Source organism: Pelomonas parva (genome assembly GCF_043555835.1).
Lineage (GTDB): Bacteria > Pseudomonadota > Gammaproteobacteria > Burkholderiales > Burkholderiaceae_C > Pelomonas > Pelomonas parva.
Map to the genome: position 1 here is coordinate 165,372 of NZ_JBIGHV010000003.1, position 13,090 is coordinate 178,461.

A 13,090-nucleotide genomic window follows, 5' to 3' on the forward strand; every position below is an offset into this window, starting at 1 on the left:
GTGGATTGTCTCTGCGGCGATCCACATCGCCCCCAGTGCGGCTGCGGTGGCATGATTCCCACCCCGCCGGCCCTTGCTCGAACCGCCATGCCCAGCCCAGAAGAAAAACGCGCCCAGCTCCGCCAGGCCGCCCTCGAATATCACGAGTTCCCGACGCCGGGCAAGATCGCCATCGCGGCCACCAAGCAGCTCGTCAACCAGCACGACCTGGCACTGGCCTATTCGCCCGGCGTGGCCGCCGCCTGCGAGGAGATCGTCGCCGACCCGGCCAACGCCTTCCGCTACACCTCGCGCGGCAACCTCGTCGCCGTGGTCTCCAACGGCACGGCCGTGCTGGGCCTGGGCAACATCGGTCCGCTGGCGTCCAAGCCGGTCATGGAGGGCAAGGCCGTCCTGTTCAAGAAGTTCGCCGGCATCGACGTCTTCGACCTGGAAGTGGCCGAGAACGACCTCGACAAGCTGGTCGACTGCATCGCAGCACTTGAGCCCACCTTCGGCGGCATCAACCTCGAAGACATCAAGGCGCCCGACTGCTTCTACGTCGAACGCAAGCTGCGCGAGCGCATGAAGATCCCCGTCTTCCACGACGACCAGCACGGCACCGCCATCGTCGTCGGCGCGGCCTTCCTGAACGGCCTCAAGGTCGTCGGCAAGGACATCAAGCAGGTCAAGCTCGTCACGTCGGGCGCGGGTGCGGCGGCACTCGCCTGCCTGGGCCTGCTCGTCAAGCTGGGCCTGCCGCGCGAGAACATCTGGGTGACCGACCTGGCCGGCGTCGTCTATGAAGGCCGCACCGAGCTGATGGACCCGGACAAGGCGGTGTTCGCCCAGCCGACCTCGCAGCGCACGCTGCGCGAGGCGATTGCCGGCGCCGACGTCTTCCTGGGCCTGTCGGCCGGCGGCGTGCTGAAGGCCGACATGGTGGCGACGATGGCCGCGCAGCCGCTGATCTTTGCGCTGGCCAACCCGACGCCGGAGATCCTGCCGGAGGAAGTGCAGTCCGTGCGCAGCGACGCCATCATGGCCACCGGCCGCACGGACTACCCGAACCAGGTCAACAACGTCCTGTGCTTCCCCTACATCTTCCGCGGCGCGCTGGACTCGGGCGCGACGACGATCAACGTCGAGATGGAGATCGCCGCCGTCCACGCGATTGCTGATCTTGCGCAGGCCGAGCAGAGTGAAGTCGTCGCCGCCGCCTATGCGGGTGCCACACTGAGCTTCGGCCCCGAGTACCTGATCCCCAAGCCCTTCGACCCGCGGCTGATGATGCGCATCGCGCCGGCCGTGGCCAAGGCGGCAGCCGATTCCGGCGTCGCCGCCCGCCCGATCCAGGACTGGGACGCCTACCGCGAAAAGCTGCAGAGCTTCGTCTACGCCTCCGGCAACACGATGAAGCCCATCTTCACCGCTGCCAAGCGCGCGCCCAACAAGCGCGTCGCCTATGCCGAGGGTGAGGAAGAGCGCGTGCTGCGCGCCGCCCAGATCGTCGTCGACGAAAAACTGGCCCGGCCGACTCTGGTGGGCCGGCCGTCGGTGATCGCCGAGCGCTGTGAGCGCTTCGGCCTGCGCCTGGAGCAGGGCCGCGACTACGACGTCGTCAATGTCGAGCACGACGACCGCTACCGCGACTACTGGCAGACCTATCTGCGCATGACCGAGCGCAAGGGCGTGACCCAGCAACTCGCCAAGATCGAGATGCGCCGCCGGCTGACCCTCATCAGCACCATGCTGCTGCACAAGGGGGAGGTCGACGGCATGCTCTGCGGCACCTGGGGCACCACCGCCACCCACCTGGCCTACATCGACCAGGTCATCGGCAAGCGCGCCGGCGTGAAGACCTATGCCTGCATGAACGGGCTCATCCTGCCCGGCCGCCAGGTCATGCTGGTCGACACCCACGTCAACTACGACCCCACCGCCGAGCAGCTCGCCGAGATCACCATCATGGCGGCGCAGGAGATGTGCCGCTTCGGCCTGACGCCGAAGGCCGCGCTGCTGTCGCACAGCAACTTCGGCACCAGCGACAAGCCCTCGGCCATCAAGATGCGCGACACGCTGGCGCTGGTGCAGCAGCTCGCACCCTGGCTGGAGGTCGATGGCGAGATGCACGGCGACACCGCGCTGGACGCGCCCTACCGCAAGCAACTGATGCCGCACAGCCCGCTGACCGGCGAAGCCAACCTGCTGGTGCTGCCCAACATCGACGCCGCCAACATCTCCTACAACCTGCTGAAGACGGCGGCAGGCGGCGGCATCGCCATCGGCCCGGTGTTGCTCGGTGCGGCCAAGCCGGTGCATGTGCTGACACCCTCAGCGACGGTGCGGCGCATCGTCAACATGACGGCGCTGACCGTCGCCGACGCCAACGCCGCGCGCGCCTGAAGCGCCTGCAAAGACCGGGCCGGGCAGGCGCGCGCCGCCCGGACTCCCCCAATTGACATTAGTTTTCAGATAGAAAACGGCGTCATGGCGCCGTCATATGCCCTGAAAAATCAAGCGCTTATAGGAATGTGAGTGCATGCTCACAGACGCTATTCCCGGACGCCGGCGCCTGGGTCCGGCTTGAGCTTTTGGGGCTGGTTCGATACCATATCGGTTTTCAGAACAGGGTAAACCCGTGTTTTTGCTCTCGTGGCTGACGCGCTCCGGCGCGTCGGCGGTTGCCACCGCCCTGCTGCTGTCCGGCCTTGCCGGAACGGCTCAAGCCAAGGAAGCCCCCACCGCAACGCCCGCTTCGGCCGAAATTTCGCTGAGCGAGCTGCCCGTCCAGGCTCAGGAAACCCACCGGCTCGTCTTCACCGGCGGCCCGTTTCCTTATGCCAAAGACGGCGCGGTGTTCGGCAATCGCGAACGCTTGTTGCCCCGCAAGGCACGTGGCTTCTATCGCGAATACACGGTCAAGACGCCTGGCGCGCGCAATCGGGGCGCTCGCCGCCTCGTCTGCGGCGGCATGCCCCCAAGCGCACCCGAGGTTTGTTATTACACCGCCGATCACTATGCCAGCTTCCAGCGCATCCGCGCCGCAGCTGGCCGGTGAGAGTCGGGGTTCAGTAGTTTTGTGACTTGAAAGGAGGAACGCGACCATGCTTTTGCAGACCGTCCGTCCCAATATCGTGCAGGCCATACGGGCCTACCGAGTCGAGGACTTGATGCAGGCCGCTCAAGAGGCGGGCCAGCATTTCCTGTACGCCAACCTGTCGGAGGCGCAGTCCAAGCAGGATGTCCTCGATGGCATCGCGCAGGCCTTCCTGTTCCCGACACATTTCGGCAAGAACCTGGACGCCCTGCATGACTGCATGACCGACCTCGTCCACAAGGCCGGCTCCCAGCCGGGCTTCGTCGTGGTGCTGGAGCAGTTGCCCGACAACGTGCGCTTCGACCGCGAGGCGAGGGAGCAGTTGCTCGATGTCTTCCGAGACACGGCCGACTACTGGGCCGACAGGAAGATAGCGTTCAGGTGCTTCTATTCTTTTCAGTAGCCCGCTCCCAAGATAACGGGTCATGGGAGCGGGCTACTGAAGTGGCCCCGGTTATTGAGAAGCCTGCGCCGAAGAGCGCGAAGGCAACGATTGGCAACCCCAACTTCGGCATGAACATGCCGATGATGTGCAGCGCCTTCGATACGTCGATGTGGTTGAGCGCGGCCTGAAGCGGCTGTTCACCCATCAAAACGGGACCCTCGGGTCCCGTTTTCTATTTCTGCTGCGGCACAGCCAGCGCCAGTGCGATGAACTCATCCACCGGCACTTCCTCGGCGCGCCGCTGCAGGTCGAAGTGGCCTTCGTAGCCGCGCTCGGCCAGCCAGCGGCCCAGGCTGTGGCGCAGCAGCTTGCGGCGCTGCGAGAAGGCGCTGGTGACGACGGCGCCCAGCAGCTTGGGATCGACCGCCGGCGGGTCTTTCAGCGGCACCATGCGGACGATGGCCGAGTCCACCCGCGGCGGCGGGTCGAAGGCCTCGGGCGGCACGTCCAGCACCGATTCGATGGCGTAGCGCCACTGCAGCATGACGGACAGGCGGCCGTAGTCCTTGCTGCCAGGCGCCGAGGCCATGCGGTCGACGACTTCCTTCTGCAGCATGAAATGCTGGTCCACCACGTCGTCCACCGCGTCCAGCAGGTGGAAGAGGATGGGCGTGGAGATGTTGTAAGGCAGGTTGCCGACGACGCGCAGCTTCGCGCCCTTGGCGGCGGCCAGCGCCTTGAAGTCCACCTTGAGCACGTCGCTTTCGATGACTTCGACGTCGTCACGCTTCCTCAGCCGTGCGGCCAGATCGCGGTCCAGCTCGATGACGGTCAGCGGCTGGTAGCGCGCGAGTATCGGCAGCGTCATCGCGCCCAGGCCGGGGCCGATCTCGACGAGGGTCTCGCCGGCCTGCGGGTCGATCAGGTCGACGATGGCCTCGATCAGCGCCTTGTCGGTCAGAAAGTGCTGGCCAAACCGCTTGCGCGGGATATGGGACTTCAGTCCAGCCATTCGCGCACTTCGACGAAGGCCTTGGCGCGCAGTTCCTTGACCCACTCCTGGTAGGCCTCGTCGTACTTCTGCTCGCGCAGCGCGGCGCGGGCCTGGTCGCGCAGCGTCTTCATCTCGACCTCGACCATGCGGCGCTCCAGCACCTGGATCAGGTGGACACCGAAACGCGACGGGACCGGGCCGGAGATGCCGTTCAGCGCCAGCCCGTTCATGGCTTCCTCGAACTCGGGCACGAAGCCGCCGGCGCCCATCCAGCCGAGGTCGCCACCGCCTTCGGCGCTGCCGTCCTCGGAGTTGGCCTTGGCGAGGTCCTCGAACTTGGCCTGACCGGCCTCGATCTGGCGCTTCATCTCGGCCAGGCGGCGGGCGGCGACTTCGGCGGTCAGCTGGGCCGACGGGCGCAGCAGGATGTGCCGGGCGCGGGTCTGCTGCGTCTGCGTCAGGGAGCCGGCGCCCTGGCGCTCGACGACCTTCAGCACGTGAAAGCCGGCGCCGCTGCGCAGCAGCTCGGGCGCGACCTGGCCGCCCTTCAGTCCCTTGACGGCGTTGACGAAGATGTCAGGCAGGCGGTCGGCGGGGCGCATGCCGATCTCGCCGCCCTTGGCCTTGTTGCTGTCCTCGGAGACCTCGCGGGCCACCTTGGCGAAGTCCTCGCCGCCCTTGACGCGCTCCAGCGCGGCCTGCGCGATGCCGCGCTTCTCGGCGACGACGCTCTCCGCCGCGCCATCGGGCACGGCCACCAGCACCTGGGCCAGGTTGATCTGGCCGCCCTGCTCCAGCGCGGCGCGCTTCTTGTCGAGCCAGGCGTCGATCTCGGCATCGCTGATCTTGATGCGGCCCTGCACCTCACGCTCGCGCACGCGCTCGGTCATCATCTGGTCGCGCAGGTTCTCGCGAAAGCTCTTGTAGTCGGTGCCGTCGGCCTTCAGGCGCTCGCGCAACTGCGCCATCGTCAGCTTGTTCTGCGCGGCGACGTTGGCGACCACGCGGTCCAGCTCGGTCTCCTCGACCCGCTGGCCGCTGTCACGCGCATGGGTCACCAGCACGCGGTCCTCGATGAGGGCCTCCAGCGCCTGCTTGCGCAGACCGGCCGTCTCGGGCATGGCCTCGCCCTTCTGGCGCGCCTCCAGGCGCAGCCGTTCGGTGCGCGCGACGACCTCGCTGGCGGCGACGACGTCCTGGTTGACGACGGCGGCAATGTAGTCCCCCGGCTGCAGCGTGGGCGACGTCTGCGCGGCCGCATGCAGGGCGGCCAAGGCGAGAACGAGGGGAGCGAGGCGATGGATCATGGTAGGAAGTCTGAACTCGGCGAGCGGTCGGAACTCAACCGGCGGTAACCGGGCACATTGTCCTTCAAGACCTTCAGGGCATTGGAGCCCAGCTGCGACAGGCCGACCAGCTCCAGTTGCAGCATGAAGCGGGTGTTGGTTTCGGCCCGGCCGGTGGACAACCGCTCCAGCCCGAAGCGCAGCACCCAGCAGCCGGCGTCGTACTCGAAGCCGGCGACCGAATCGGTCAGCCGCTTGTCGCGCAGCGAATACTGCACGCGGCCGGCGCTGTACCACGCGCCGCCGCAGCTCTTGCTGTCGGCGCCGCGCTGCGTGATGGGCTGGCCGTAGATCGGCCATTGCCAGGCCAGTTCGATCTGCTCGCTCTGCGCGCGCGCGAGGCGGTAGGCGACGCTGACGGTCTTGAATGCGCCGGGCGAATAGCGCAGGCGCAGCACCGAGCGCACCGAGCGGCCGATCTCGGGATTGAACTCCAGCGTGCTGTCGGCCCACCAGCGGTCGTCCAGCCGCGCAGCGGCGGCCAGCAGCAGGTCGGAGAAGCGCTGCGTGACGGGCTGGCCGTCCGGCGTGACCAACTGGTCGCGGAACAGGAAGCGCTGCACCGCGCCCACGCGCATGATCTCCTCGCCCTGCGACGCGCTGACCCAGCGGCTGGTGGCACCAACGCTGACGGCATGCAGGTCTGACACCCGGTCCACGCCCGAGAACAGGTTGTCGGTGTAGATGGAGTCGAAATTGAAGTCCTTGGCCGCCGCGTCAAAGCTGGGCAGCGCGGCCTGGTCACGGAACGGCGTGTTGACGTAGAGCACGCGCGGCTCCAGGCTCTGACGCACGGCCCGGCCGAACAGCTTGGTGTCGCGCTCGAAGACCCAGCCGTGGTCGACGCTCAGCGTCGGGATGACGCGGCTCATGCGGCGGCGGCCATCGGCCTGGGGCTCGTCCAGGTCATAGGCGGCGGCGTTGACCGAGATGCGCGGGATGAACCACCAGGCCTCGCCGCCCACCGGGGCGGCCACATGGCCCAGCGCATGCACGCGCTGGCCGCCGGGCGCCTGGCCCGCCAGGGCGGAGCCGGGCAGGTCGAACCGGTTGTACTCCAGCTCCATGCCGCCCTCCAGCCGCGCCTTGCGGCCCCAGGGGCGGAAGCTGTCCAGCACCGCCTCGTCGGCCGCCGTCGACACGCGGATGCCCAGCTGCGGGCTGCGCTGGTAGGGCGAGTCGAAGCGCGCCAGCGCGTCGCTGCCCTGCAGCGTCTGCCAGCGCTGCAGGCGGGCGTAACTGTCGATGGTGCCCCAGGACAGCTCGCGGCGGCGGTTGAGCGCCAGGTCGCTGGCCAGCAGCCGCGGCGTCTGGCTCTCGACGCGGCGCGACAAGTCCTTCCAGTAGTCGTCGTCGGAGACTCGCTCGCTCTTCAGGCGGTAGTGCCAGCCGCCGAGCTGGCCGTCGTTGTTGAGCTTGAGGCTCCAGCGCGAATGCCTGAAGACGCGGTCGGTGGGCAGCAGGTCAACGTTGATGCGGCCGGCGTGGCCCGGCTCCAGGTAGCGGAACTCGCCGTCCACACCGACGCCGCGCTTGGTCATCACGAAGGGCGCCAGCGTCACATCGCGCTGCGGCGCGATGTTCCAGTAATAGGGCACGCTGAATTCGAGGCCGCTGCGGTTGTCCAGGAAGATGCTGGGCGGCAGCCAGCCCGACTTGCGCGCCGAGCTGAGCGGGAAGCTCAAGGCCGGCGCCGCCAGCAGCGGCACGCCCAGGAAGCGCAGCACCGCGCCCTCGGCCTCGCCCTCGTTGGCGGCCATGTCCAGGCGCAGATGCTTGGCCGTGATCTGCCAGGCCGGCTCCTCGTCCTCCACCACCGGGCAGCTGCTGTAGCTGCCCTGGGTGGCGGTGAAATGCTGGCTGTCCTGGAACTTGACGATCTGCGCCTTGCCGGCGCCGCCGGTGCTCTTCAGGAAGAAGCTGGGCGTCAGGAACTCGCCCTCGAAGCGGTTCACGTGCAGCTGCAGCAGCGGGCCGGTAAAGACGTTGCCCTTGTGCTGGATGCGCACATTGCCCTCGGCGCGGGCAAAGTCGTCGACGACGCGGTAGTTCAGCTTGTCGGCATTGAGCAGCAGCTCGCCGTAGCGCAGCTCGACATCGTCCTCGGCCTCGGCCTGCTGCTCGACCTGGGCCGACAGCTTGCCGGCGCTGATGACCACCGCCGGCTTGGCGGCCGGCCGGGCCGGCGCGCTGAGCACCCGGCTGCCCCGCAGCGGCAGGCCCTCCTCGACCTGCTGCGCCCAGGCCTGCCCCCAGGCGCACAAGGCCAGGGCAATCAGCGTGGGCAGCGGGGCGGGGTGGGGAGTGCGGAGCGGACGCGGCACGGGCGGCAAGGGCGCGAAGTCGGAAGGAAGTGCCGGGGCCGGCTTCTTAAAATTGATTATCCACGAGGGCTTTCTCCGATGACATCTCCCACCGAAGCCGACCCGCTGATGCGCGCCGCCTGCGCCCGGCTTCTCGAACAGCCGCCCGCCCTTCTGCCCCCCGATACCACCGCGCTGGCCGCCGGCCTGGCCCGCGTAGCGGACAGCGGGCTGGACGTGGTGCTGCAGCGCCTCGTCGCCGACGCTCCGCAGGGCAGCTCGACCGACGCGCTCGCGGCGCTGCTTCGCCCGGCCGACCAGGCCTGGGATGAGGCCCAGGAGATCGACTGGGCCGTGCGCCACTGGCAGGCCTGCCGGGACGCTGGCCAACTGGACGAGGAACTGGCGGCCGACTTCGGCGAGTACTGGCGCCGCATCGAGTGGAGCGCCATCCGGCAAGACCTGACGCTGCTGGGCCAGGGGCATGCGGAAGAACGCCGGCTGCTGGCCCGCATCGCCAAGACCTCGGCCCGCTATGTCGCGCTGGGCTTCCTGAAGCGGGCGATGGAGGCGCGCTACCCGGAGTTCTTCGACCTCGGCTTCAGTCTCAGATAGTCAGGGGCAGGTCGCGCACCCGGCCGCCACCAGCCATGGGTCCTTGTCCTCGCCGCCGAAGATCTCCAGCAGGAAGTCGAGAAAGGCCCGTGTGCGCGCCGGCACGTACTTGCGGCTCGGCATGCCGGCCCACAGCGTCGTGTGGAACAGGCGCCACTGCGGCATGACGCGCTCCAGAGCCTGCTCCAGCAACGCGTCCTCCACCATGAAGCTGGGCAGCCCGGCCACGCCCAGGCCGTGCAGCGCGGCGGCGTAGTTGGTGTCCAGGTGGCTGGTGGACAGCGCCGCGCGCGAGGGCACGATGGGCAGCGTGATCTCCTCGCCGCCGTCGCCGCGCTGCAGCGTCAGCCCGCGCTGCAGCGCCGAACTGGGCGGCAGCAGCGCGTCGTGGGTCTTCAGCTCGCTGGGGTGCAGCGGCCGGCCGCGCTGGTCAAGGTAGTCCGGCGACGCGCACATGATGAACTCGCTGCGCGCCAGGCGCCGGGCGATGAAGTCGCCGTCCAGCGGCTCGCGGGACAGCAGGATGGTCAGGTCATAGCTGTCGTCCACCGTGGCGACCGGGCCGGGGGACGTGATCTCCAGCGTCACATGCGGAAAGTCGCGGTGGAAGCGTGGCAGGTGCTTGGCGATCTGGTGCACGGCGATGGCCGGCGGGCACAGCACGCGCAGCAGGCCGCGCACCTCCTGCGTGGCCGAGGCCGCCAGCGCCGCCGCCTCGTCCACATCGGCCAGGATGCGCCGCGCGCGCTCCAGGTAGGCGTCGCCGATCTCCGTCAGCGCCAGGCGCCGCGTGGTGCGATTCAGCAGCCGCGTGCCGAGATGGTCCTCCAGCTCGGCGATGAGGCGGGTGACGACGGCCGGCGCCAGGTCCAGCGCCCGCGCCGCGCCGGCAAAGCTGCCCTCGTCGATGACGCGGACGAAGACCTTGATGGCACGGAGTTGATCCATCCCTGCTCTTCGATCAGGGATGGGCGGCCATGACCTGCGCGACGGCGGCGGTGAGACGCTTGCCGTAGGGCACATGCAGGAACTCGTTCGGCCCGTGGGCATTGCTCTTCGGGCCCAGCACGCCGCAGACCATCATCTGCGCCTGGGGGAAGCCCTTCTGCAGCATGCTCATCAGCGGGATGGTGCCGCCCTGGCCGATGTAGCCCACGGGAGCACCGAAGTGGGCCTGGCTGGCGTCGTCCAGTGCCTGGCTGAGCCAGGGCGACAGGTCGGGCGTGTTCCAGCCGGTCGCGCCGTAAGCCCCGGCGCGGCCGTCGGGCGTGAACGTGACACGGGCGTTGTAGGGCGCGTTGTCCTCCAGCAGCGCCTTCAACTCCAGCGCCGCCGCATTGCCATCGACCAGCGGCGGCAGGCGCAGTGACAGCTTGAACGCCGTGTAGGGCCGCAGCACGTTGCCGGCATTCTTCAGCTCGGGGAAGCCATCGACGCCGACCACCGACAGCGTCGGCCGCCAGGTGCGGTTGAGCAGCACCTCGACGGGGTCGCTGGTCACCGGCAGCACCGGGCCGCCGTCCGCGCCGCAGGCCCAGGGCATGCGCTTGTAGACCTCGTCCTTCAGGATGGCCGCCGTGGCGCGGGCCTGGTCGAGCCGCGCGCCGGGGATTTCGCAGTGGAAGCTCTGCGGCAGCAGCCGGCCGGTGGCGCTGTCCTCCAGGCGGTCCAGCACATGGCGCAGGATGCGAAAGCTCGACGGCACGCAGCCCGAGGCGTCGCCGCTGTGGATGCCCTCGGTCAGCACCTCCACCTTCAGCACACCCGACACCATGCCGCGCAGCGAGGTCGTCAGCCACAGTTGGTCGTAGCTGCCTGCGCCGGAGTCCAGGCAGACGACCAGCGACACATTGCCCAGCCGCGGGCGCAGCACGTCCAGATAGGCGGGCAGGTCGAAGCTGCCGCTCTCCTCGCAGGTCTCGATGAGGCCGACGCAGCGCGGGCGCGGGATGCCCTGCCTGTCCAGCGCCATGATGGCCGTCAGCGACGCGTAGACGGCATAGCCATCATCCGCGCCGCCACGGCCGTAGAGCAGGCCGTTCTCGTACTTGGGCGTCCAGGGCCCCAGGTCGTTGCGCCAGCCGCTGAACTCGGGCTGCTTGTCCAGATGGCCGTAGAGCACGACGGTGTCGTCGCTACCGGCCTTGGTGCCCGGCACCTCGAAGAAGATGACCGGCGTGCGGCCGGGGATGCGCACGACTTCCAGCTTGAGGCCGGCGACCTTCTGGCCCTCAACCCAGGCGGCGGCCTGCGTCAACACCTTCTCGATGTGACCGTTGGCTGCCCAGTCGGCGTCGAACATCGGGCTCTTCGCCGGGATGGCGATGTAGTCGGTCAGTGCGGGGACGATTTCTTCGTCCCAGACGCGGGCGGCAAAGTCGCCCAAAGCGCTGGCTTCGTCAGCCTGCAAGGGGAGGTTGGGGTCTCGTGCGTTCATGGCGTACTCCTGACGGCGCGCTTGTGGCGCGCCTATGGACGGGCGGGTCAGTTTAGGCGCTTACATAATGCGCCGCCGCCCCTCCTCCCATGCGCCTGACTCGCCTGTTCCTGCTGACTACCGGCCTGCTGCTGAGCCTGGTCTCCGCGCTGCTGCTGCGCTCCATCTGGGCCGACTGGCGCCAGGTGGATGCGGCCGAGCTGGGCCTGGCGGCCATGCAGCGCGCCTACCTGGGCATGAAGGTGGCCGAGAAGGCGTCGGCCGAGCGCGGCCCCGCCATCCCGGTGCTGAACGACACCCAGCCCGCCGACCCGGCCAAGCGAGCCCGGCTGCAGGAGTTCCGCCGCATCACCGACGCCGCTTTTGACGAGGCGCTGGCCGCGCTGGCCGGCTCGACCGACCCCGTCTCGCTGTCCGCCCGCGCGCAGCTGGCCCAGGCCCGCCAGCAGCTGGACCGCGCCCGCGCCGAGGTCGACCGCGTCGCCGCCCTGCCCCATGCCCAGCGCAGCGCGCCCGGCCAGCGCCTGACGCGTGCGCCCATCGACCTGATGTTCGCCGTCATCGACACGGTGCTGGCCGGCGTGACCACGCAGTCCGCCGCCGCCGAGGCCGTCTACCCCGAACTGGCCATGCCGCTGGTCGGCGCGCGCTACGCGGCCGAACTGCGCGAGTACGCCGGGCGGCTGGGCTCGCAGTTCACGACGCCGCTGGCCACCGGCCTGCCGCTGGGCCGCGAGGAGCAGCGCGAGATTCCGCTGCTGACGGGCCGCATCGAGCAGCTGCGCCAGCTCATCACCCTGCAGGCCCGCGCCGGGCGCGCCGAGCCTCCGCTGCAGGCCGCCCTCGCGAAGATGGAGGCGCAGTACTTCGGCGTCGGCCTGCCCTTCATCGCCGGGCTGACGGAACGCGGCTTGGCCGGGCGCGGCTACGGCATGGACTCGGCCACCTTCGTGGCGCTCTACGTACCGCCGATGAAGAGCATCGTGGCGCTGCGCGACACGATGTTCAGCGCGGCGCGCGACGCCGCCACCGCACGCGTCGCCGACGCCCGCTCCCGCATGGCCATCAACGCCGGCCTGGGCCTGGCGGTGCTGTGCATCGAGCTGACCGTGTTCCTGCTGATACGCCGTCGCGTGCTGTCGCCGCTGCTGCGCATCACCCGCGCGATGAACGCCGTCATGGCAGGCCACGACGTGCCGACGCAGACGCTGGCGCCGGTGGTGCGCAACGACGAGATCGGCGACATGAAGCGCGCCGTGGTGGCACTGCAAGCCGCCACGGCGCGCAGCCGCGCCCTGGAGGCCGAGCGCGAGCAGCTCATCTCCCAGCTGCGCCAGGCCAGCGACACCGACTTCCTGACCGGCCTGCTGAACCGCCGCGCGTTCACCGAGCAAGCGACCGGGCTGCTGGCACAGGCGCGCCGCCATGGCTGGCCGGTGGCGCTGATCGTGTTCGACCTGGATCACTTCAAGCGCATCAACGACGAGCACGGCCACCCGGCCGGCGACGCCGTGTTGCGCGCGGTGGCCGACCTGGCGCGCGGCCAGGTGCGTCGCGGCGAACTGCTGGCTCGCCACGGTGGCGAGGAATTCATCGTGCTGGCCGTGGACTGCCGTGCCGACGAGGCACTGCAGCTGGCCGAGCGGCTGCGCCTGACGCTGGCCGGCGCGCCCATCCCGCTGCCGGACGGCCGCACGCTGCAGGTGACGGCCAGTTTCGGCCTGGCGTGGGTGCAGCCGCGCCGCATCGCCGACCTAGACACGATGTACCGCGATGCCGACACCGGCCTCTACCGCGCCAAGTCAGCGGGCCGCAACTGCGTCCGCAGCAGCAGCGGCGACGGCGTCATGCCGGGCGTGAATTGAGCACGTGCGCTGACACCACCTCGCCCCATCGGGGAAAACGACGGCCCGACCGCCACGGGCCTGCAC

Annotated in this window: 11 protein-coding genes; 5 read left to right on the forward strand and 6 right to left on the reverse strand. The window is 69.2% G+C overall.

Annotation, left to right across the window (positions count from 1 at the left end):
- Positions 1–87 precede the first annotated feature (87 nt).
- The 3 genes from ACG00Y_RS08405 to ACG00Y_RS08415 all read left to right on the forward strand — a co-directional run bounded on the left by ACG00Y_RS08405 (position 88) and on the right by ACG00Y_RS08415 (position 3,482).
- The gene (locus ACG00Y_RS08405; protein WP_394477779.1) at positions 88–2,385 is read left to right on the forward strand and encodes an NADP-dependent malic enzyme; all 2,298 of its coding nucleotides are present in this window, start codon (positions 88–90) and stop codon (positions 2,383–2,385) included.
- Positions 2,386–2,626: 241 nt separating this feature from the next.
- Complete coding sequence (locus ACG00Y_RS08410) at positions 2,627–3,040, forward strand: guanyl-specific ribonuclease (RefSeq protein WP_394478595.1); 414 nt, start codon at positions 2,627–2,629, stop codon at positions 3,038–3,040.
- 46 nt (positions 3,041–3,086) lie between these two features.
- The gene (locus tag ACG00Y_RS08415; RefSeq protein WP_394477781.1) at positions 3,087–3,482 is read left to right on the forward strand and encodes a barstar family protein; all 396 of its coding nucleotides are present in this window, start codon (positions 3,087–3,089) and stop codon (positions 3,480–3,482) included.
- Here the strand turns inward: ACG00Y_RS08415 and ACG00Y_RS08420 are convergent.
- Genes ACG00Y_RS08420 through ACG00Y_RS08435 form a run of 4 tightly spaced genes read right to left on the reverse strand, consistent with a single transcriptional unit; the run spans position 3,457 to position 8,128 of the window.
- Positions 3,457–3,669, reverse strand: a complete 213-nt coding sequence (locus ACG00Y_RS08420; RefSeq protein ID WP_394477782.1) for a hypothetical protein — start codon at positions 3,667–3,669, stop codon at positions 3,457–3,459. The genes ACG00Y_RS08415 and ACG00Y_RS08420 overlap by 26 nt on opposite strands.
- Before the next feature lie 27 nt (positions 3,670–3,696).
- Positions 3,697–4,476 carry a 16S rRNA (adenine(1518)-N(6)/adenine(1519)-N(6))-dimethyltransferase RsmA gene (gene rsmA / locus ACG00Y_RS08425; protein WP_394477784.1) on the reverse strand — a complete coding sequence of 260 codons (780 nt, stop codon included), beginning with the start codon at positions 4,474–4,476 and terminating at the stop codon, positions 3,697–3,699.
- Positions 4,464–5,765 carry a peptidylprolyl isomerase gene (locus ACG00Y_RS08430; RefSeq protein ID WP_394477786.1) on the reverse strand — a complete coding sequence of 434 codons (1,302 nt, stop codon included), beginning with the start codon at positions 5,763–5,765 and terminating at the stop codon, positions 4,464–4,466. Before ACG00Y_RS08430 ends, rsmA begins: the two co-directional genes overlap by 13 nt.
- Complete coding sequence (locus ACG00Y_RS08435) at positions 5,762–8,128, reverse strand: LPS-assembly protein LptD (protein WP_394477788.1); 2,367 nt, start codon at positions 8,126–8,128, stop codon at positions 5,762–5,764. The genes ACG00Y_RS08430 and ACG00Y_RS08435 overlap by 4 nt, the downstream gene beginning before the upstream one ends.
- Before the next feature lie 78 nt (positions 8,129–8,206).
- Between ACG00Y_RS08435 and ACG00Y_RS08440 the strand changes: the two genes are divergently transcribed.
- A complete protein-coding gene (locus ACG00Y_RS08440; RefSeq protein WP_394477790.1) occupies positions 8,207–8,722 on the forward strand; it encodes a hypothetical protein in 516 nt (171 codons plus the stop codon).
- Here the strand turns inward: ACG00Y_RS08440 and ACG00Y_RS08445 are convergent, their stop codons facing one another.
- Positions 8,723–9,670, reverse strand: a complete 948-nt coding sequence (locus ACG00Y_RS08445; RefSeq protein WP_394477792.1) for a LysR family transcriptional regulator — start codon at positions 9,668–9,670, stop codon at positions 8,723–8,725.
- A 13-nt stretch (positions 9,671–9,683) separates the two neighbouring features.
- On the reverse strand, positions 9,684–11,159 hold the full coding sequence (locus ACG00Y_RS08450; RefSeq protein WP_394477795.1) for a M20 family metallopeptidase: 1,476 nt from the start codon (positions 11,157–11,159) through the stop codon (positions 9,684–9,686).
- 89 nt (positions 11,160–11,248) lie between these two features.
- On the opposite strand from ACG00Y_RS08450, the gene ACG00Y_RS08455 reads away from it, so the two are divergent.
- Positions 11,249–13,024: a GGDEF domain-containing protein gene (locus tag ACG00Y_RS08455; protein WP_394477797.1), complete on the forward strand. Its 1,776-nt coding sequence runs from the start codon at positions 11,249–11,251 to the stop codon at positions 13,022–13,024.
- Positions 13,025–13,090 lie beyond the last annotated feature (66 nt).